The organism is Oceanirhabdus sp. W0125-5 (assembly GCF_027938815.1).
GTDB lineage: Bacteria > Bacillota > Clostridia > Clostridiales > Clostridiaceae > Oceanirhabdus.
This window is the reverse complement of the sequence record NZ_CP115913.1, coordinates 504,855-525,317: the sequence shown is the minus strand read 5'-3', so window position 1 is coordinate 525,317 and position 20,463 is coordinate 504,855. Positions and strand designations below refer to the sequence as shown.

Below are 20,463 nucleotides of genomic sequence, written 5' to 3'. Positions count from 1 at the left end.
TTTAATCTTTCTAACAGGAGCATATTTTTATTCAAATACGTTTACAAACTTATTGAATAACTCTTTATTCTTATTAATTTTTGATTCATTACCCATTGCACAGTAGAAGCCTTTTCTCATAACATCCTCGTAAATTGAAGATAATTGTTTTATATCTTCTTGAGTTGTAGCTAATGCTTCTTCTCTTTCCTTTTTATAGTCATCATAAGTCAGGCCTTTTATAAAGTCTGCAACTGCTTTTTCACCTTTAAGAACTGGTGACAATGGTGAATCCATCTCACTTATTGTTCCAATAATGTATTTTCTCATTTCTCTATCATCAATATCAATATCTTTTAAATATTTAAATGTATTATCATATGCATCAAGTGTTTCTTTAAGATTTGGATCTCTATATGATGTAAATATTAAGCTTCCAGCTCTAGTTAATCTCACCATGCATCCATAAGCTCCACCTTGCACACGAACTTTATTCCATAGATAATCTATACTTGTAACTTTCTTTAACACCTGAAGTTTTCCTGTGTATTGGTTACCTAATCTTATATAGTTATATCCTTTTGCCACATATTGAACATTACCTGGTGTTTTTAATCCTTCATTATCTCTTACTTCTTCAAAACTATATTCTTTTTGAGAAATTTTTTCATCACTAATACCTGCTAATAAATCACCAATATTATTTTCAATAATTTTATACTCTTCATCCTCACAAGTTACGCTTATTAATAATCCATTTTTGTTTAAGATATTTTTAGCACAACCTTTTAACTTAGATTTTATTTCTTCTTTCATTTCCTCAAAATTTTTCTCTAAATTACATATGAATTTATATAAGCTGATTCCAGATATCATCTCATGATATTTTCCTGCAGGTGAGAAATACGATAATAATCTATTTGCAGCTACTGAATGACCTCTGTCAAATATAGTCATTTCTAATCTGGATTTTAATTGAGATATTAACTCTTTTATTCTCTTATCTTCATCAAATTTAGAAGTAAGTATTATTTCTTTTATTAGTGAAATCATATTTGGTATTTTGTCACTTAAGGCTTTTGCTCTAACAGAGAATTTTGGATAGAAAATTTGATCATCTCCATCTTTAGAGTAGCTCTCAGTGCTGAATCTAATACCACCTGTATTAATATTAATTTCATTAGATAACTTTGAGTAATGCTTATCTTCAGTACTTACTTTTCCTAAAATTGAACCAAGTAATGCTATATATTGAATATCCTCTTGTTCAACAACACTAGCATCAAATAATAAATGTAAATATGCTATTTTGCTAGTGAATACCTCTTGATATAATGCCTTTATTCCTTCTATTTCTTTTTGTACTTGTGGTATCTTTTCTGGTTCATTTGGAATATCTTCTAACTCTACTAATGGAATTGTACTTAACGCTTCCTTAGTATCTGGAGTCATCTGTCTTTGTAGAAGCTTCTTAGTTCCTTCTACAATTTTATTAATTTCTTCTTCTGATAGGCTAGCTTTATACTCATCTAACTTTCTTTGTACCTCTTCAGAACGTTCTTCTGCCATTCCCTTTTTAGGACTTAATATTAATAATGAACCATGTTTATTATCTAAAATGTACTTCTTAATTAAATCTTCAAAGTATCCAGTTTTACTCTTTTCTTTAATGCTCTGAAGTTCATTTTCATATCTTAAATGCATTAATGGGTCTGCCTCATATAACCAACCATCCATACATCTAATTGCATATAATAGTCCTTTTGATAATCCACCCATTTCTGACTCTCTCAATTTAAATTCATTTATATTGATACTCGCCTCAATCAGGTCTTTATCTATACCTTTTTCAACTAAATCTCTTAATGTATCATAAACAACTTTTTTAAATTCTTCTGCTTTATCTGTATCTGAATTTTTCAATATTATTGATAGTACTGGTTGAATTACGGAATTATTATAGCTTCCAAATACATCTTTACCTAAATTAGCATCTACTAACGCTTTTTTAAGTGGAGCAGCTGGATTTTCAAGAAGCATATATTCAAGAATATCCATTCCAAGTACTAATTCTCTATCTGTTGATTCACCTACTACATAGTTCAAACTTAAATATGTTTTTTCCTTATCATCATCATCTGGTGAAATTGAATAATTAACTTCTAAGTTTCTTATTTCCTCATATGGCTGTTGTTTCTCAATATGTGAATCTATTTCTAATTTATCAAAATTATTTAGGTATTCTTCATTGATAAATCTCAATTGCTCTTGTAAATCTCCATTTCCATAAAGGAAGATGTAACTATTTGAAGGGTGATAATATTTTCTATGGAACTCTTCAAACTGTTCTTGTGTTAAATCTGTAATAAAATCTGGGTCTCCACCTGATTCATTTGCATATATAGTATCCTTAAGAACTGATTCCTCAATTTTTCTATGTAATACCCCTTCTGGTGATGAGAATGCACCCTTCATTTCATTATAAACAACACCTTTATATGTTAACTTATCTTCTTTTTTTTCAAGATGATAGTGCCAACCTTCCTGCATTAATATTTCAGGTATCTCATGTAAATTAGGATAAAATACTGCATCCATATATACATCCATGATATTGAAAAAATCCTTATCATTTTTACTAGCTATAGGATACATTGTTTTATCAGAAAAAGTCATAGCATTTAAAAATGTATTAAGAGAACCTTTCATAAGTTCAACAAATGGTTCTTTAGTAGGAAACTTCCTAGACCCACATAAAACTGAGTGTTCTAATATATGTGGAAGTCCAGTATGGTCTTCTGGTGGTGTTCTAAAAGATATTGAAAATACCTTGTTATCATCATCATTAAATAAACTTAATAATCTAGCACCTGTTTTTTCATGTTCAAATAATCTGGATATTGAATTTGCTTCCTCAACCTTCTCTTCTCTCAATAACTTAAACCCATTATATGTTTCGTTAATTTTGAAAGTCATCTTAATCGCTCCTTTAATATGTATATATATTATAAATTAGTTTTACTCTCGAATTATTGCTCATATACCATTATAGCAAATTATTTATATAATAGTAATTTATACCTTAACTTTTAAGCATTTATTACTCACTTTTATTATCTTGATTCTTAATATAATTTATACAATGCTAGAGGGACAGTTCTCAATATTTTATGCTTTAAAAACACAAAAACTTGAGAACTGTCCCTCTACTTAATCCATTTATCCTGACGTTTAATTTTCTCTTCTAATCCTTCTAGAGTTGGTGATAATAACTCATATACTAAATATTTTATATCTAAAGACTCGATTAACTCATTTACTCTCTCATGCTCAAAAGGATCATGATAATCTATCTTGCTAATGTGATCATAAATATTTTGGAATAACTCCTTAAATTCATGGTTCCTTTTTGCATTCTTCTCATTTCTTATAAACTCTTTAACATAAGCCCCTGATAATGAATAGTTTAGATGAATTCCTTTTATATAATTCTTCATCTCACCTAACCTATCTATTGTATCAGCTATGTATTCTATTGCTTCATCTTTATCTTTAATATTAAGATTTGTATTTATCATATGCCCTGTGTCTAGTATAAATCCTACTTTATCATAATTTATTTTATCAATAATTGTTTTCATATTCTCTTTATTCTTAAACTTTAATCCTGGCCACCATAAATTCTCTAATAATAATGTGAATTCGTATTTTTCTTCACCACTAAAAATTTCATTAATTAAATTAGCAGCTTCTTCAATAACCTCTTCATCACTATATGAAAATTCATATGTTAACGCTTCGTGTAAATCTACATGACAAACATGAAGTACAACATATTCAACTCCTATTTCCTTAGCTGTTTTAAGTTCACTTTTATAATAATCAATTATTACCTTCTTATGGTTTCCTCCATATAGCATACTTATATTTTCTTTTGAATCTACCTTTGAAATAAGCTTATCAATATCTCCTCTATAAAAATCAATCCAGGTTGGATAAAATCTTAAATGCATTCCCTTAATAATATTTTTAGGAATTTGTTCTTCCTTCCATTGACCAAATTGTAATACTTCAAATCCATCTAAATCATATTTTTTTAGAAACTCCTTCATATTGCTATGTTTATATTCAAATTTCTTTAGATCCCCATCATAGTTTGATATGTTTAAAATCTTATACATTTTACCCCTCGCATTTAGGGACAGTTCTCAACTTTTAAGTTTATATTACTCTTAAAAGTTGAGAACTGTCCCTCTCTAATTTTATTATTTTTTGTTAAAACTTGAGAACTGTCCCCCTAAATTAAAGAACAACAAAATCTAATGAATTAGAAACTGAATTAAAATACACTTCAGAATTTATTCCATAAGCAGTTTTCAGATTTTCCTCTGTTATTACCTCTTCAGCTGTTCCTTGTTTAATTATTTTCCCTTGATTAAGAAGTACTAACTTACTGCAATATTTGATTGCTATTCTTAAATCATGTACTGCTGCTATTACTGTTTTTCCTTTATCACTTAACTCTTTTGAGTATTTAAATATTTGCTCTTCATGAGTGATATCTAAACTAGCAGTTGGCTCATCGAGAAGTATAACATCAGTTTCTTGTGCTAATACTTTTGCAAAAAGTACCCTTTGTCTTTCTCCTCCTGATAACTGTGTTATTAATCTCTCTTTAAATTCAATAGTGTCTGTAAAATTCATATATTTATTAACAACTTCACTATCTTCCTTAGTAAAACCTCCGAATGTTCTACTATAAGGATATCTTCCCATCATCACTATATCTGCACAAGGAAAAGCAAATGAGATACTTGTATTTTGGTTCATTAAAGCAACCTCTTTAGCCAATTCCTTCTCTTTCATTTTTCTTATATCATTACCAAATATTTTTATGTTACCTTCATCTAATTGATTTATTCCATTTATACTTTTTAATAAAGTAGTCTTTCCTGCCCCATTAGGACCAATTAGCCCAATAAACTCTCCTTTTTCAAAGGATATATTAATATCCTTAAGTATCTTTTTATCATTGATTGAATAATGCAGATTCGATATTTCAATAACTTTATTCATATTGAGATGCCCTCCTTACGTGCTTTCATAAGAAGATAAATAAAATATGGTGCTCCTATAAGTGATGTAACAATACCTACTCCAATCTCTGCAGGCATTATTATTGTTCTAGCAATAAAATCACAAACTAGAAGAAATATTGCTCCTCCCAGCGCACTTAATGGTAAAAGTATTCTGTTATCCGGTCCAACAATCAATCTAAGAATATGAGGAACAACTAATCCTACAAATCCAATATTTCCACTTACACATACAGCTATTGCTGTTGTCATTGATGTGAGAAATAATATTCTTCTCCTTGCCTTAGTTGGATTAACTCCAACAGAATGAGCTTCTTCTTCCCCTAATAAAAGAATATTTAATTCCTTTGAAAAGAATAACAATATTATTGTAAGTATTACTATTGGAATAAAAGCTAAATGTACATGTTCCCATCTTCTTCCTGTTAAGCTTCCTATAGACCAAAACAAAAACTCTCTTACTTTATACTCAGCTATCTTTGATAATATTAACGAATTAATAGCTCCTAAAAACGTACTAACAGCTATTCCCGATAAAATTAGAGTCAATACAGGTATTTTCCCCTTATAGCATGACAACTTATAAATTGTAAAAGCAGCCCCTAATGCTCCTATTATAGCCAATAGTGGCATATAATATAAAGATAATGAGGTTAAATTTAATGCAACTGCGATTACTGCTCCTAAACTAGCTCCACTGGATATACCTATTATCCCTGGGTCAGCCATGGGATTTCTGAACATACTCTGCATAACCGCTCCACATAATGCTAAAGCGCCTCCAACAATAGCCGATACAATAACCCTAGGTAATCTAACATAGAATATTATTGATTCGAAGCTCTTTTCCTTTATTTCAAAATTAGTTGAGAATATTTTATTTATTATTATCTTGAAGGTATCTCCATATGGTACCTTAACAGCTCCTATTGCTGAACTAATAACTATTGATATTAACAATATAATTATAAAAATTGGGATAAGATATGTCTTATCTTTTTTATTTTTCATTTTTAAATCATTACCGATCAGGTTTTTCATTTCTTTTCTCCCTCAAGCATATTCAAGTTTAGGCTGTGTGCGAGTTTGGGCATCTCGCAGCACAGCCTAATATAAAAATTTAGAAAATGGGAAAACAATTTCATTTTTATTGATTTTATAAATCACTTAAGATAACCAACCCTTACTATAAATCTTAAGGGAATTTATTTTTAGGATTTCTATCTTCTAGTATGCTTACTCAAGTAAGTCCCCATATGCAGCTTTTGCTAAATCCTCTACTCCTAATACAATATATTGAGAAACAGCGCTCATATGCTTATCTGGTAATAAGTATACTCTACCTTCTTTAACTGCTTTTACATCCTTAAAGCTCTCATCTTCCATAATTGATTTCTTAAAATCTTCTGGAGTCTTATCATCATATGATACAGATGGTAATGTAATAATATCTGGATTTAACTCTATGATTTTTTCTTTAGATATTTGAGGCCATCCCTCAAGTCCTGCTTCTGATGCTACGTTAATACATCCTGCTTTATTAACTATATCATCAAATGTAGTTCCTTTTGCATTTGTTGATCCATATGAATTATAAGAAAGCACTCTTAATTTCTCTTCTTCTTTTAATCCTGATAATTTTTCTTTTACATAATTTAATTTATCATCCATCTCTTTAACTAATTTTTCACCGTTCTCTTTTTCACCAACAATCTTTGCTATTTCTAAAATAACCTCTTTTTGTTGATCAATATTGTTAGCTGTTCCATAACAATATACTTTTATACCAGCTTCTCTCATCTGCTCAACTTGTTCTTTTTTTATCCAGCTTGAAGCAAATACTAATTCTGGTTGTAAAGATATGATTTTTTCAACATTATTTTCAGCTTTATCAAAATTAACTGCTATATCAGCTACATTTGAAGCTCCTTTATTCTCTGCAATTTTTCCTGATAAAGCACTTATTTTTTCATGCTCAACAAGACTTAACAGTATTTCATCTGTTCCTAAAGTTAAAGATACTATTCTCTCAGGCTTGCTCTCAATAACCATCTCTGTCCCTAAGGCATCTTTAATAGTTAAAGGATATATAGACTCTTCCGCCTTATCTTCTTTTTTCTCTTCCTTTGAATTATCTTTAGCTGTTATGTTCTTATTATTTTCTTTATTCTGGCTATTACCCTTATTTTCATCAGTTTGTCCGCAACCAACCATTAAAAACATAATCATAATTAATGGCAGTAGTAATTTCTTTAATCCCTTCATCTTAATTACCTCCTAAATTTTGTTGAGCCAAAAGGTTGTGATATGAACTTAATAACTATCTTTGTATTTTAATCCTATAAAAAACCTCTTAATCTAAAAGATTAAGAGGCTAATAGTCATATATAAACTTATAAATAATCGTCATTAAGTCTAATATTCCTATACCCTCCATCGCTCGTAGAGTTTGTATAGCTCATATAGGCAGATACCTGACTCAAGTTTCAACATACTCATATCCTTCACAATATATGGATTAATGAGTACTCCTCTCTTACAGTGGCGTGACCGTGTAGGCTTTTCACCTACTTTCCTTTTAATTATTGTAGTTATATTGTTATCTACAATAAACCCGATGATTCAATATTTGATTTTATTATCTCTAATCACATTATACCTTATTGATATCTAATGTCAACAAAATATAAGAACATTAATCTGAATCTTTTTTATCCTTTTCATTTGATTTCTTATCTGTGTTCTCTTCAATGGTTTTGGTACTTTTCTTTATTACTCTTCTATATGTGAAATATACAATTATGGCAAGAGGTACTATTATTATCAAATACGGAATGAATGCTACAATAAATAATATTAACCATTTAAAGAACTCTTTAACTCCATCCACTGAATTTTTAAATACTTTAACAATTTTATCACCCAAATCTTCAGGTTCCTTAATTTTTTCTGTGATTTCAAAGACTTCTTCCAATTCTACCGTAATCGTAGTGTAATCAACAAGATTACTTAATCTTCTTAATGTAGTAGTATTTCTCTCAATCTCATATCTAACCTGTTGTAATTCCTTCTCTATTATGATTATGTCTTTTAAGTCTCCTGATTTTTTTAATATCTCTAATAATCTTTCTTCTTGTATTTTTAAAGTATTAACTCTTGCTTCAGTATCATAGAACTGAAATGTTACATCCTCAGTAGTTGAATTCTCATGTAAAATATGTGCAAACTGTGCAACTTCACTTTTAAATGAATCATAATTCTTTCTAGGTATTCTAAAAACATAACGAGCACTTCTCCTAGAATATTCATCTCTAACTCCTCTTCCTCTTAACTGTGATTCTTCAATATATCCTCCAAATTTATCTACTCTACTTAAAATAGCATCTTTATCTTCATCAAAATTAAGTGTTTCTATAGTAATGTATTCTCTTAATATTATTTTTCTATCATTTCCACCAGTGTCCTGCTTTTCATTTTCTTCAATCTCATCACTTGTGTCCATACCCTTAGAATCAGATTTATTTCCAGAGTCCTCTTTTTTATTTTCCATCTCATAAGATGTATTATATTTAGCTGATTTGTTTGAATTTGAATTTTTTGATCCACAGGCAACTATCCCCATGCAGCATGTAGCTATAACTATCAATCCTACTAAAAACTTACCCCAATTTTTCATGTTTTACCCCTTTCATATATTAATTTATCTATATAGATTATAAACGTAAAAACTCATTAAAAAGTTAAGAAAAGGTTAAATTATATTTTTTTAACATATATAGGTGATGAAATAATCCACCCATTATTTTTACATTTTATATAAATAAATATATAGTTCAATTGATCCATATTGATATTTTCATTTATAAAAATAGAATGTTCTCCATTATACTCTCTCTGAAATATATTATTTTGTTTTCCTGCTATTACACTTATTTCTTCAATTCCACTTTTTTTATCCATAATATTAATAGAAAGACTCAGTGAATTTTTAAACTTTGGGATTACACTTTCCCCTATCGTCCTTCCATTAATAAATACTTCAAATGAATACTTTTCAATATTACTTACCACTGTCCTCTTATTCAAAAAGCCTTCATAAAAAGTGTTACTGGCATTCTTCCCTATTAAAGTTGTTTTTCTTAACTCCTCAGGGCTTGATTCTAATCCCCATACTCCTACTTTATTGCCCTCATCTAATCCCTTACTATATTCTTCAATAAATTTACATATCCCATCTTCTAAATTTATCACAATATATCCTGAAAAACTCTTGTTTCTTCTTAAATATTTGCTTAAGTGTTTTATTCGATTTATTTTAATTATTGGTATATTAAGCTCACTATTATCATCAATTTTATAATCCTCAATATACTTATTAGCTACTCTTAAATTATATTCAGTATATCTTCTAAGGTCTTCTTTAACATAACCAAATATATACCCCTCAACACTATGTACATTTCTTCTCCCTTCCCACTTTATCCTTAAATATTCTATTGTTGATAATTCTCTGCACCTATAGCCCTTTTCTCCTACTAGAGATGTTTTATTAAGTTGTTCCATAGAATACATCTTTATCCCTGTATTATTAATTAGTTTATTTGTATAAGCTGCTTCAATCTTTTTATTACTTATATCAATACATCTTATAGCTACAGATTTTAAACTTAATTCTTTTTTTAATAAAGTAAAGCCCCATTTAATTTCAATTTTCTTTCCTCGTTTACTTCTTCCCTCTATCTTTATCCTATTTAAACCATATATCTTTGTTGTTGAATTATTATAATAAATCCCTTCTTTACTGAGTAATGAATTAATATGTTTATTATTTATACTCATACGTAAAGACGATATATTTATATCTTTGTAGTTCTTGAAATTAACCCCTACTTTGAGATTGTCTTCATGTAATATTGCTCCATTTTCAGGATATACAGTATAATCTATCTTCATAATTAAACCTCTTCAAACTGTTATACTATATATATATTAGTAACTTTTATTTACATTCCGCATAAAATATTTATTGAAACACAATTTTCTGATATATTTCCATAAGGTAGTGATTTTTTTGTGTGAGAAATATTTAAAAGTTAAAAGAGGAACTATTAGCATTCTGCCATTCATTCCTTATTCCCTTAAACTTGGAGAAGATTTCGTGATTGAGTTAAAAGAAAACCATTTCTCAAGTTTTCGATGGCATTTAAGTAATTACGATAGGGATCTTACAGATTTGATTACAAAAAAGACATTTGATCTTGCACCTACTCATATATTTGGTAGGAAACGAATTGTTCTTTGGAAATTTAGAACCTTCTACTATGGGAAAATTACTCTCCACTTTAATCTTTATCGTTCTTGGGAGGGTGTAAATTCCTCAGTTGAAAAATTAATATACTATATAACAATAATTTAGGGACAACTCTCACTTTAAAATATTGAGAACTGTCCCTTATTAATTAAGTCAAGATTTGATATCCATCTTCAGTAACAACAATTGTATGCTCCCACTGAGCAGATAATTTTCCATCTCTAGTTACAGCAGTCCAATCATCTTTTAATGTTCTTGTTTCTGGTCTGCCCTGATTTAACATAGGCTCTATAGTAAATACCATACCTGGTAAAAGAATCATTCCCTCACCTTTTTTACCTACATGAGATACATATGGATCTTCATGGAACTTAACTCCTATACCATGTCCTCCATATTCATAAACTACTGAATATCCCTTTGACTGAGCATATGTCTGTATAGCCTCTCCAATATCACCCACAAATCCATATGGTTTAACAGCATCCATTCCAACTTGAAGTGCTTCTTTAGCCGCTTCAACTAGCTCTACTGCTTCTTTTTTAGCCTCACCAATTATATACATTCTACTTGAATCAGAGAAATATCCATCTTTTATTGTTGTTACATCAACATTTATTATATCTCCCTCTTCAAGTTTTCTATCACTAGGAATTCCATGACATACCACCTCATTTATAGATGTACATACGCTCTTTGGAAATCCTCCATAATTAAGTGGAGCTGGTATAGCATCATGATTAATTGTATACTCATGCACTAATGTGTTTATCTCATCAGTTGTCATTCCAGCCTTTATATTCTTCTCAACTAAGTCAAATATTCCTCTTGTTATTTCACCACTTTTTCTTATTCCCTCTATCTGTTCAGGAGTTTTAATGATATCTCTTGGTATCTTCATACCTAATTCATTACCTAATTTTCTTAAGGCTTCATCCTGTTCCATGTGGCATCTCTTATACTTCTTCCCACTTCCACACCAACATTCATCATTTCTATTTATTCTTCTCATATTGCTCTAGCCACTTTTGACTAGGTTCACCTCCAATAGATTTAAAAGTCTCTATACCTATTATACCTTATAGAATTACTATTATCACTATAGAAAAAAAAATGGACCTTTCGGTCCAATGAGTTGAGTTTTGTTTAGTGTTATCTTTTATAAAATACTTATGCAAGGTTTTTATAGTATAACTTAATTTATGTATACTCAAAATCTCAGTGTTTTTTTGAATTTTGAGTGTGCATAAATTTAGTTTTCTTAAAAACCTATATATGTATTTATATGTATTTATTGAATATTTATAACTAAAATTTATTTCTTATATATATTTTTTATAAATAAATTTTAATATCATTGTTATTAAGCGTTTATTAATCTGCTTGGTATTGTAACTATATCTCTTTTAACTTCTCTATATCTTCTATGCTCATGATTTGTCATCATGTTGTTCGCAGCAATCTCTTTAGCTTCTTCTTTAGTTCTAGCATTATAGATTATAGTTCCGCCTCTTTTATTTATTATGCCACCACATAACATATATTTCTTATTCTCTTCTGTTTTCTCATTTCTTACTACATGTGCTTTATATGAACTGTTTATTGAGTCTATTCCTATTGAGTCTTCTGAAATATAATTAATTCTAACTAATAAGGCATTATTATTCATATGTGGCAACTCCTTCTGTTTGATATATTTATATAATACCGAACACTTGTTCAGATGTCAATATGTTTTGGATAATTTTAGCGAACAAATTTTCTGTTAATGTTTTTTTAATGCTTTTTTAATGTTTTTTTTTATAAAAAGAAGGATTTTTTAACATATGGTAGAATATATATATTATTGTGGATAATTTGTGGATAATTTGTTGACGACATGTAAGCATCGTTCAATCCCTCTCTTGCTAACATGTCTACTTTTTTTGATTTTAAGGCATATCTATGCCTTTTTTTTTATACACTTATATGTAACTATTTTAGGTGTTGATATTGTGGATAACTTTTCAAATATATTACTCTCATTAAACCCCTTAAGGTCAAATTACTATGATAGGGATAAAGTTAAACTTTATGTTGAAAAATATGCATTATCTAAAAATCCTGCTTTTCCTTATTTTAAAGAGAACGACTGTACAAATTTTATATCTCAATCAATATACGCAGGTGGACTTTCTCAAAAATATGGCTTATGGTCTTCTGCTAACTCTTGGTTTTGTAAATCTACAAATCCAAGTAATCTTACAAAAATATCTCTAAGTTGGCGCAGTGCCCGTTATTTCAGAATGCATTGGGCAAACCCATATACTAAAAACTATAGAGCTGCTTATTATGAAGAGATTCCAATTGAAAAAGCCATAGTTGACTTCACAAAGAGAATTTACGATAAATTATCAATTGGAGATGTAGTTCAATATATCAACTTAAAAAAAGATCCTCATCCTTACCATACCCAAGTTATTCATAATAAAATGGTTACTGATGAGTTTCCATATACTAACCTCTTTGTTGCTCAACATTCTAAAGATAGGGTAAATGTTTCACTTCATAAATATATGCGTAATGTTCAAGATAGGGAATTTACGTTGATTTGTCTTTATAAAATAGAAATTTAAAGCCATGGTATGCTTACCATGGCTTTTATAGTTTGTAAGATAAACGTATTTGCTTCTATTTTATCCTTCTATAAGAAGTAACTTTCCATTTAAATCCTTTGATAATTGTCTAATTTCTTTTGTAAATCCATTCCTACTAAAGATCATAAAATATTCTTTTCGATTTGAATTATTCCATTTAACTGACTTACTCTTATCTTTAAGTTTATAATATATATTTATATCAACCGCTCTTTCAAGATATTTACATTCACCAAAAATTATGGACTTCTCTTCTTCATTAATTGCCACTATATCTATCTCATCATTATTATTCCACCATCGTCCTGCCTTCATTATCCTGAAAGGCAATTTATCTTGTTTACTCATGAACCACAAATCTTCTAAACATATATCCTCATATTTGAAACTCACATGATTGTGAATGAAGTTATCTTTAATTCTCTTTTTTACGTACTCTATATCGTCAATCTCTATATAACTTCTATATGGATATATAAACTTAAACCAAAATTCAATGAAATTGTCCTTAATAAAATATAAACCCATCTTGCTCTTTTCTGGATTACTTTCAGTTATAGGTACTTGCCTTTCTAATATATCTAAGTTGCTAAGGGTGCTTAAATATTTAGTAAGCTTACTTTGATTTACACCTAAATCAGTAGCAATTTTTCCAAGTTTATGATTGCCAGCTGCTATTGTCTTTATTATTGAGAAATAACTACCTACTTCCCCTACTTCTTTTTCTAATAAAAATACAGGCTCTTCATAAAGAAAACTCTGTTTGCTTAATATGTTTTCTTCTATTGCATCAAAGACATTGTCCATATCTTCAAATAACTCTATATATTTAGGTACTCCTCCTGTAATGGAATATAATTGAATCAGTTCATCTCTTGTTTTATTGTTAAAGAATTCATTATAATAATTGAATTTAATCTGTTTCATCTTTATTTGGCCTGTTCTTCTTCCATAAAGAGGACTTGAATAGGAAAGAGTTAATTGCTCCATCATACTTATCAATGATCCGCAAAGTATAACCATTATATTGTTATCTGAGAGTATGTTGTCCCATATCTTTTGAAATACTGATGGAAATGCTTTATTAGTTCTGCATATATATTGAAATTCATCAATTATAATAACTTTTTTTTCTTCTTTCTTATGCTCAGTTATCATTGTAAAAATATCTTCCCACGATAATATATTATTACCTTTAAGTAAGTCACTTTCTATACATTCTCCACTTAACTTTTGAAAAGATTTAATATTCTCTCTTTCACTTTCTTCAGTTCCTAAAAAATATATACTCTTTTTATCCTTTATAAACTCCTTAATCAAAGAAGTCTTTCCTATCCTTCTTCTTCCATATATAACTATCAAACTAGCATTTTTCTTACTATATTCTTTATTTAAAAATTTCAGTTCATCATGCCTATTAACAAACTTTTTCATGTTATCTAGCTCCTTAAAAAATCATATATATATATTATATCCAATTATATATAAAAGTTATACTCTAAATTATAATAATTTAAAATATAACTTTTAGAAGTTTTATATTAATTAATGTATATAAAAAAATTACTAAAAAAATAAAAAAGCCTCTACAAGACTTTTTCTAACATCAATTTGGCCGATTGATTTAAAATTTTGTAGAAGGCTTTAGTATAAAAGAATTATATAAATTATATCAATAATTCTATATTAAGTCAATTATTAAATTAAATTTAATATTTTTAAATATTTAATTATTACCAATTCGACATTTGACACTGCATAAAATACTTATACATAAAAAAGTTATGCTTTAGATATTATCTAAAGCATAACTTTTTATATCTACTTTTTATTAATTTTTAATCCTTGAATGAATTGTTCCATTTCTTCTTTTCCATCTTCATCAGTATAATTTGCATTAACAAGTACAGCATATCCTTCTCTTAATACACAATAGAATTCTTGCTTATATACTGAACCATTTCCTAAGTCAATGCTGGCTTCTAATAAAGACCACTCTACATCATTTATTGATTTTGTAACTATTTCATCAGAAACAGTATATGGAACAGCTTCTAATCCTTTAAGTTGTTCTTGTATGATTCCTAAATACTTTTCACCACTATTTATACCCTGTAAAAATGATAATTTCTCAGATGTTATTGTTAATCCTGGGTTCAATGTTACAGACCCCAATTCATACTTATATTGCATTAAGAATGTAAGTGCTTTTTTTTCACTTAATTTATCAAGCTGCTCTTTCTTCTTTTCATCTCCATTTGCTACTAATTCATTTCCTGCTTTGTTTATCTCATCAATAGTCTCTCTATCCAGGTTAACCCATCCTTCTGGAAGCTTAGCTTCTAATCCAAAGTACTCATTAGTATAAACATTATCCTTTGTTTCTCCTAATGTTAGTTCCTTTTTATTTCCACACCCTACAGCTAATAATAAGCATAATGCCATTAAAAGCACCATTACCTTTTTAATTCTTTTCATAATTTTCCTCCTAAAATCATTAAATAGTCTCAAATACCACTTATTGTAGTACTATTTATTATTATATATTTAGTTCCATTATTTTGCAAGTACTTTTTAAAAGATTTGGTAAATAATTTCACATAATCTAATATTTTAATATTAATGTGAGCATTTCTAATCTCTTAGATTTATCTTCTCTAATAGCCAATACAGTATCTTCTTCTCATCTGTAATAATCTGAGCTCTACAAGTCATACCAACTTTTATTTCTTCCTTATTACCTTTATAGCTATATATAGGTATATTTTTAACTTTAGCTTGTACAGGATAGTAGCTGATTCCACTGTTCTTATCAACTATTGAATTTATTCCTATAGAAGTGATTTCACCTTCTATATATCCAAATTCTTTATATGAAAGTGCATCAAAGCTAAATTTAATTTTATCTCCAGTATTAATTTTTGAAATATCTTTATTAGATAAGAATATTTCAACCTTATAATAAGGATTTTCTTCAGATATTATAGATACTATTTGTTCTCCAACGTTAACTAACTCTTTACTGTTTATATCTCTAACAGTACTTATTTTTCCTTCTATAGGACTCTTTACTATATAGTCTTCTATAGCTAACTGAACATTTTCAAGTTCCTTCTCATATGCTAACTTTTGATCTTCATTTGATTTTATTGAATTATCAATCGCAACAATGTTATCCATAATAAACTGATTTATAAGAGTTGATGTATAAGCATGATTAGCTGAATACACCTCATTATTATTGTTTAATCTTTCTTTATCTAGATTGTATTTTTCAATAGTGTTATTTAGGTCCTTGATTTTTGTATCAATTTCTAAAAATAATTTATTCTTATATTGTTCTATTTCATTCTTTATCTTTCTTTCAGCAATATCAATTTCTTGTTTCTTATTATTATTTGAAATTGTTGATTGATCCATATCCATCTCTAGACTTTTTATTTGAAGTAGAACATCATTTATACTATTTTTGTACTTTTCAATCTCAATAAGGTAATTCTTATACTTAAGTAAGAATACTTCATCACCTTCATCAAAATAGTTTTTATCATCCTTTATGCTATTCTCAAGTTTTGTCCAACCACTGTTGTCATCCATAGTTCTCATCTGTTTGTTATACTTACTGTTTAACTGACCATTATAACTATCTTCTAATCTTTTTTGTTCATTTATTAATGTACTTACGTTGTCTAGATTCAGATTCTTTATTTTATCAAATTGTGCTTGATTACTATTAATATTCTTTTTAATAGTATCTAATTCACTATTTTTTTGCTGTAACTCTATATTCTTATTATTTTTTTCATTTCCTTTTGTATCTATCTCCCCTTGAATACTCTCTGCTTTATCAGTATCCCCTTCTGCTAAAGCCGTATTTTTCTGATCTATTAATGAATTTATAGTGTTTTGCAGATTAGAGATAGCATTATTTATATCTAAAATCTCATTTTCTAAGGCTGTCTTCTGAACCTCTAAATTTTTAATATTATCCTCATAAATTTTAACCTGGTCCTTGTACTGATAATAACTATTAAGGTACTTTTGATTCTTGTAATTGCTGTCATTTGAATCAAAACAATTTTTATTATCCTTTATTGATCCTTTAAGCTTGTTTAAATATTTTAGTTCTTCTGTTACAACACTCTTTTGACTATTTAATGAGCTTATCTCATACCCTAGTTCGATAACAAGCTCTGCATTATCTTTTAGTATTTTCTTAAGATCTGACATATAAGAGTTTTTATATTTTTCCAACTCTTTATTATAATTCTCAAGCTTTATCTGAAGCTGTTCCAATCCTATTCCTGCATCATCTCCAACTTGCTTTTCTTTATCTTCTAAATCTTTAGCAGCAAGCTTATTATTCTCGAGATTTTGATTTAACTTTTCCATGTTATTTATATAATCAATGTACTGCATATAATAGATATTATCGCCCTCAACATCTCCAAATAAATTTTTACCTTGTAAAATTGACTCTTTTAATAATCTATAACCTTCTATATCCTTCTCATACTCTTTAATATTTTTATTAATCTCCAAGTAAGAAATATCATTATTTAAAATACCTTTGCTTGATTCAACATTAACCTTATTTATCTCAGCTACTAACTTTGAATATTCAGCATTGAATTTTTGGTACTTGCTATAATACTCTGACTCTTCTTCACTATTAAAATAGTTTTGTTTATCTTCTATACTTTTTTTAAGGATTTTTAAATTATCAATTTCTTTCTGAATCTTAGATAACTCATTCTCTATAGAATCTTTTTTAACATCAAGAAGGTCATGATTTACTACAAATAAAGTCTCATCTTTCTTTACTAACTTTCCTTCTTGAATAAATTCCTCATCTATCCTACCCATAACCTTGCTGGTTATATCCCTGATATTTTCTGTAGGTCTAACAATTCCATTAGCTTTAACTACTATATCTAATTCCCCAAAATATGACCAAGCAATTCCAACAACTAATAGAGATATTACTATATAAATAAAAATTGCAGTAAAAGGATGAGGTTTGGATTCAAGAACTTCTCTACTATCAGATAGTTCATTAATGTTTTGAATTATATTCTTCATCTATTCCTCCTCCTTACTCTCAGTTTGCGTTAACTGATTTGTTGGAAAGATGTGACCAGTTGGTATTATCGGCATACTTGGTATACCTATTGGAATACTATTACTCTCCTCAGTAGCTGCAACCTCTTCCATTGCTTTTTCTATGGTCCCGTTCTCTGGAAGTTGATCTTTCCATAGATTAAAGTAATGACCTCTTTTATTTATTAATTCATCATGTGTTCCTGCTTCAAGTATCTTTCCTTTTTCCATAACATAGATTTTGTCACATCTCATTATGGTACTTAATCTATGAGCAATCATAATAGTTGTTATGTTTTCACTAAATTCATACATTGTCTTTTCTATAGCTTTTTCAGTTACTGAATCCAAACTACTTGTTGCCTCGTCCATTATTAATATGTCTGGCTTTCTTAATATTGCTCTTGCTATTGCAAGTCTCTGCTTCTGTCCTCCTGAAAGGTTTGCTCCGTTTTCTTCAACCATTGTGCTATATCTTGTTGGTTGGCTGTTTATGTATTCGTGAATTTTTGCTTTTTTACAAGCTTCAACTATATCTTCCATATCAAGTTCGTCGTTTCCAAACTCTAAATTTTCCTTTATAGTTCCTTTAAACATGAACAACTCTTGAGAAATATATGAAATCCTATCTCTTAGAGATTCAATATTTATGTCCTGAATATTACAATCATTAATTAGAATTTCACCTTTTTCACACTTATAGAAATTCAATAAGAGCTTTACCAATGTTGTTTTTCCTGATCCACTCTCCCCTACAAGTGCAATTTTCTCTCCTTGTTTTATATGAAGATTCAAGTCTTCTAATATAAGCTGTCTTGTTCCATATCTGAAGGATAAATTCTTAAAGTTAATATCCCCTTTAAGAGTTTTAGGATTTATCTTCTTATCTTCATTTTCACTTTTTTCAAGTTCTAAATCTAATATCTCACCTAATCTCTCTGCCGCAACCTTCGCTGATTTCAACTGTGGCTGTAAGTTTATTAAATTCTCAATTGGATTTAAGAAATATGCAAGTAATGCATTAAAGGCTAGAAGTTGTCCAATAGATAACTTTCCATTCATAACCTGATAACTTCCAATCCAAAGAATACATATTCCAAAAACTGCTCTCGTTAACCCTTTAAGTGATGATTGAGCATTGTTTATACCACCATTTTTAAACACGCTTCTAAGTAAACCAACAAATCTTTTTTCAGTTTCCAAATTAACACTTCTCTCAGCATTAAATGCCTTAACTGTTTCAATTCCATTCAATGATTCTACTAGATAAGATGTTAACTTTGCATTATTCTCCATTGTCTTTCTATTTACGTTCTCTAAAGGCTTATTAAATGCAAATACAATTATTCCATAAAAAATCAATGGTATTAGTGTAAGGAAAAACATCATACTATTCTGAAAATACAGTATAGCTCCTCCAACCACAACCATTATACTATCAATCATTATAGTCAATGTTGCACTAGATAACGCATCCCTTATTTTAGATGCATCATTAAATCTAGAGATTATCTCTCCAGTTTCCCTTGTTCCAAAAAAACTCATAGGTAGTTCAACTACATGGTTATAATATCCAAGCATCAGTGGGATATCAATCTTCTGCCCTAAGTAAATCAATAACTGTGTTCTGAATGCATTAATCACTATTTTAAATATAGTGAGAACAACAAATCCTATTGATAAAATATGCAAGGTCTTTTCTAATCCATAGGGTAATATATCGTCAATTATAAATTTAAAATAAAAAGAACCCATTATTCCTAGTAAGGTAAGAAGTATAGATCCTAAAAAAACATTAAGTATCAATTTTTTCTGTGGAATCATTAAATGAAAAAATCTTGAAAATAGTCCTTTTGTCTCGTTACCCTTTTTAAATGTTTCACTAGGAACCATAAAAATCAGGATTCCTGTCCATATCTTAAAAAATTCCTCTGGATCATATTTAACAATACCTTTTGCTGGGTCTGAAATTATAATTTTACTTTTAGATATTTCATGTATAACTACATAATGTAGTAATTTGCCATCTATAATTACATGTGCTATGGCTGGTAATGGAAATTCTGAGAATATATCCTCTTTCTCATTTGCTTTTACCCCTTTAGCTGAGAATCCTAATTGTTCTGCTGCTTTGATTAATCCATAAGCACTTGTTCCCTGTTTATCAGTTCCAGCAACCTCTCTAATCTTTGATATAGGTATCTTCAGCCCATATTGTTTTGAGATTGTAGCTAAACATGCTGCCCCACAATCTTTAATATCATGCTGCCGTATACAAACATATTTTTTAAATATATTCTTCATATGTATATTACCCCCTCGGTTATATAATTATATAAAA

15 protein-coding genes and 1 riboswitch are annotated in these 20,463 nt (G+C 28.7%); of the genes, 2 read left to right on the top strand and 13 right to left on the bottom strand.

The genetic code is table 11. The features are described 5' to 3' along the window. Window positions 1–27: 27 nt before the first annotated feature. From OW730_RS02620 to OW730_RS02590, 7 genes are all read right to left on the bottom strand, one after another. Entirely contained in the window at window positions 28–2,955 is a 2,928-nt protein-coding gene (locus OW730_RS02620; RefSeq protein ID WP_271227541.1) for an insulinase family protein, read from the bottom strand. A 230-nt stretch (window positions 2,956–3,185) separates the two neighbouring features. Then, window positions 3,186–4,160, bottom strand: a complete 975-nt coding sequence (locus OW730_RS02615; protein ID WP_271227540.1) for a TIM barrel protein — start codon at window positions 4,158–4,160, stop codon at window positions 3,186–3,188. A gap of 121 nt (window positions 4,161–4,281) precedes the next feature. Then, a complete protein-coding gene (locus OW730_RS02610) occupies window positions 4,282–5,055 on the bottom strand; it encodes an ABC transporter ATP-binding protein (RefSeq protein ID WP_271227539.1) in 774 nt (257 codons plus the stop codon). Further along, window positions 5,052–6,116, bottom strand: coding sequence for a FecCD family ABC transporter permease (locus OW730_RS02605; RefSeq protein ID WP_271227538.1), 1,065 nt, complete (start codon window positions 6,114–6,116; stop codon window positions 5,052–5,054). Before OW730_RS02605 ends, OW730_RS02610 begins: the two co-directional genes overlap by 4 nt. A 195-nt stretch (window positions 6,117–6,311) precedes the next feature. Further along, window positions 6,312–7,340: an ABC transporter substrate-binding protein gene (locus OW730_RS02600; RefSeq protein ID WP_271227537.1), complete on the bottom strand. Its 1,029-nt coding sequence runs from the start codon at window positions 7,338–7,340 to the stop codon at window positions 6,312–6,314. 182 nt (window positions 7,341–7,522) lie between these two features. Then, a riboswitch (cobalamin riboswitch) is annotated at window positions 7,523–7,708 on the bottom strand. 62 nt (window positions 7,709–7,770) lie between these two features. Continuing rightward, window positions 7,771–8,751, bottom strand: coding sequence for a DUF4349 domain-containing protein (locus tag OW730_RS02595; protein WP_271227536.1), 981 nt, complete (start codon window positions 8,749–8,751; stop codon window positions 7,771–7,773). A gap of 80 nt (window positions 8,752–8,831) precedes the next feature. Further along, window positions 8,832–10,028 carry a hypothetical protein gene (locus OW730_RS02590; RefSeq protein WP_271227535.1) on the bottom strand — a complete coding sequence of 399 codons (1,197 nt, stop codon included), beginning with the start codon at window positions 10,026–10,028 and terminating at the stop codon, window positions 8,832–8,834. Window positions 10,029–10,137: 109 nt separating this feature from the next. Here OW730_RS02590 and OW730_RS26905 point away from each other — a divergent pair, with 109 nt between their 5' ends. Beyond that, window positions 10,138–10,491, top strand: a complete 354-nt coding sequence (locus tag OW730_RS26905; RefSeq protein WP_442945398.1) for a protease inhibitor I42 family protein — start codon at window positions 10,138–10,140, stop codon at window positions 10,489–10,491. A 43-nt stretch (window positions 10,492–10,534) separates the two neighbouring features. Here the strand turns inward: OW730_RS26905 and OW730_RS02585 are convergent, their stop codons facing one another. After that, on the bottom strand, window positions 10,535–11,398 hold the full coding sequence (locus OW730_RS02585) for a methionyl aminopeptidase (protein WP_271227534.1): 864 nt from the start codon (window positions 11,396–11,398) through the stop codon (window positions 10,535–10,537). 351 nt (window positions 11,399–11,749) lie between these two features. Then, window positions 11,750–12,055, bottom strand: a complete 306-nt coding sequence (locus tag OW730_RS02580; protein ID WP_271227533.1) for a hypothetical protein — start codon at window positions 12,053–12,055, stop codon at window positions 11,750–11,752. Between the two features lie 325 nt (window positions 12,056–12,380). Here OW730_RS02580 and OW730_RS02575 point away from each other — a divergent pair, with 325 nt between their 5' ends. Beyond that, window positions 12,381–13,001, top strand: a complete 621-nt coding sequence (locus OW730_RS02575) for an amidase domain-containing protein (RefSeq protein WP_271227532.1) — start codon at window positions 12,381–12,383, stop codon at window positions 12,999–13,001. Between the two features lie 60 nt (window positions 13,002–13,061). Here the strand turns inward: OW730_RS02575 and OW730_RS02570 are convergent, their stop codons facing one another. From OW730_RS02570 to OW730_RS02555, 4 genes are all read right to left on the bottom strand, one after another. Then, window positions 13,062–14,456: an ATP-binding protein gene (locus OW730_RS02570; protein ID WP_271227531.1), complete on the bottom strand. Its 1,395-nt coding sequence runs from the start codon at window positions 14,454–14,456 to the stop codon at window positions 13,062–13,064. 387 nt (window positions 14,457–14,843) lie between these two features. Next, window positions 14,844–15,500: a hypothetical protein gene (locus tag OW730_RS02565; protein WP_271227530.1), complete on the bottom strand. Its 657-nt coding sequence runs from the start codon at window positions 15,498–15,500 to the stop codon at window positions 14,844–14,846. Window positions 15,501–15,656: 156 nt separating this feature from the next. Beyond that, the gene (locus tag OW730_RS02560; protein ID WP_271227529.1) at window positions 15,657–18,104 is read right to left on the bottom strand and encodes an HlyD family efflux transporter periplasmic adaptor subunit; all 2,448 of its coding nucleotides are present in this window, start codon (window positions 18,102–18,104) and stop codon (window positions 15,657–15,659) included. Further along, entirely contained in the window at window positions 18,105–20,426 is a 2,322-nt protein-coding gene (locus OW730_RS02555; RefSeq protein ID WP_271227528.1) for a peptidase domain-containing ABC transporter, read from the bottom strand. Window positions 20,427–20,463: the final 37 nt, after the last annotated feature.

Coding starts and splice junctions, on each gene's coding strand:
- OW730_RS02620 (WP_271227541.1), bottom strand. CDS start 2,955: ATGACTTTCAAAATTAACGAAACATATAATGGGTTTAAGTTATTGAGA.
- OW730_RS02615 (WP_271227540.1), bottom strand. CDS start 4,160: ATGTATAAGATTTTAAACATATCAAACTATGATGGGGATCTAAAGAAA.
- OW730_RS02610 (WP_271227539.1), bottom strand. CDS start 5,055: ATGAATAAAGTTATTGAAATATCGAATCTGCATTATTCAATCAATGAT.
- OW730_RS02605 (WP_271227538.1), bottom strand. CDS start 6,116: ATGAAAAACCTGATCGGTAATGATTTAAAAATGAAAAATAAAAAAGAT.
- OW730_RS02600 (WP_271227537.1), bottom strand. CDS start 7,340: ATGAAGGGATTAAAGAAATTACTACTGCCATTAATTATGATTATGTTT.
- OW730_RS02595 (WP_271227536.1), bottom strand. CDS start 8,751: ATGAAAAATTGGGGTAAGTTTTTAGTAGGATTGATAGTTATAGCTACA.
- OW730_RS02590 (WP_271227535.1), bottom strand. CDS start 10,028: ATGAAGATAGATTATACTGTATATCCTGAAAATGGAGCAATATTACAT.
- OW730_RS02585 (WP_271227534.1), bottom strand. CDS start 11,398: ATGAGAAGAATAAATAGAAATGATGAATGTTGGTGTGGAAGTGGGAAG.
- OW730_RS02580 (WP_271227533.1), bottom strand. CDS start 12,055: ATGAATAATAATGCCTTATTAGTTAGAATTAATTATATTTCAGAAGAC.
- OW730_RS02570 (WP_271227531.1), bottom strand. CDS start 14,456: ATGAAAAAGTTTGTTAATAGGCATGATGAACTGAAATTTTTAAATAAA.
- OW730_RS02565 (WP_271227530.1), bottom strand. CDS start 15,500: ATGAAAAGAATTAAAAAGGTAATGGTGCTTTTAATGGCATTATGCTTA.
- OW730_RS02560 (WP_271227529.1), bottom strand. CDS start 18,104: ATGAAGAATATAATTCAAAACATTAATGAACTATCTGATAGTAGAGAA.
- OW730_RS02555 (WP_271227528.1), bottom strand. CDS start 20,426: ATGAAGAATATATTTAAAAAATATGTTTGTATACGGCAGCATGATATT.